Annotated in this window: 1 protein-coding gene and 1 pseudogene; both read right to left on the reverse strand. The window is 34.6% G+C overall.

Going from position 1 to position 1,065, the window contains the following annotated elements; genetic code table 11:
- Positions 1–272, reverse strand: a pseudogene (locus ABDZ63_RS12825) (hypothetical protein); the annotation flags it as partial.
- A gap of 144 nt (positions 273–416) precedes the next feature.
- On the reverse strand, positions 417–1,065 hold a 649-nt coding region (locus ABDZ63_RS12830; RefSeq protein WP_343784072.1), incomplete at its 5' end, for an N-acetylmuramoyl-L-alanine amidase.

A 1,065-nucleotide genomic window follows, 5' to 3' on the forward strand; every position in this document is an offset into this window, starting at 1 on the left:
GCTTCCTCGGGTTCTTCATCTTCCTTGGCTTCTTCAGAAAAATGAGACCCTTCTTCATTATCTTCTTCTAATATTGGTGTAATTTCTTTGTCTTCTGTAGTTGTCTCCTCTTTAAATTCTTCTGATTCATTTACATCGCCTTGATCTTCGTTAAAAAGTTCAAGTTCTTCCTCTTGTTCCTTCTTGTCCTCTTCTGCTTCGGTTATATACGGACTAAAGTGGAACACAGTAAAAAGTAAGGTCACTAGACACATAGACTTGAATAGTTTCACTTTAGTTCACCTCCTTCAATAAATTTTGTACTACTCTAGTATCCTTAAAAATCTACAAATTTTCAAGGGAATTTAGGAAGATTTTGTGGAATTTTGTGGAATAACTAAGGATAGTAGATTTAAAATCTACTATCCTTAAAATTACTACCTTCTATTAAGATCAAATGATTGTGCTACTGCCTCAGCAGTAACTTGAGCAAGGTGATTTAAGTAACTTTCACTTCTTAGCAATTGATTTTCTTCATAATTATCAATGAATAAATATTCTAACAACAACGCTGGCATCTCAGTATTACGTAAAACGTTAAAGTTAGCTTCCTTCATTCCTCTGTCATTTACATCGATTCGATTTTTGATATAAGTATGGATGTCTTGTTGCCTTTCTTTTGTCTCACCAGAAACATTTCCATTATAAATAAATGTTTCAAACCCGTGAGCAGTACCATCAAAAGCATTGTTATGGAAGCTCATAAAATAATCTGCTCCCCAGTCATTAGCCATTGTTGCCCTATTTGATAGTTCAATAGTTTCATCGGTTTTTCGAGAAAATTCTATGTCTATGCCTATATAGTTTTGTGTCAAGATGTTTGCAGTCTTTAACGCTATATCTAATGCTACGTCTTTTTCTTTTAACCCGTAACCTTGTCCCCCGGGATCATTCCCACCGTGTCCTGGGTCAAAAAATATCTTTACAACATTGGTATTTACCTGATAATTCAATTCACTTAAAGATACCTCATCCATTATCCCACTGACAGGTAAACCATATGCTTCCTGAAAATCTCTTACGACA

This window comes from Alkalibacillus silvisoli, assembly GCF_039521975.1.
GTDB lineage: Bacteria > Bacillota > Bacilli > Bacillales > Alkalibacillaceae > Alkalibacillus > Alkalibacillus silvisoli.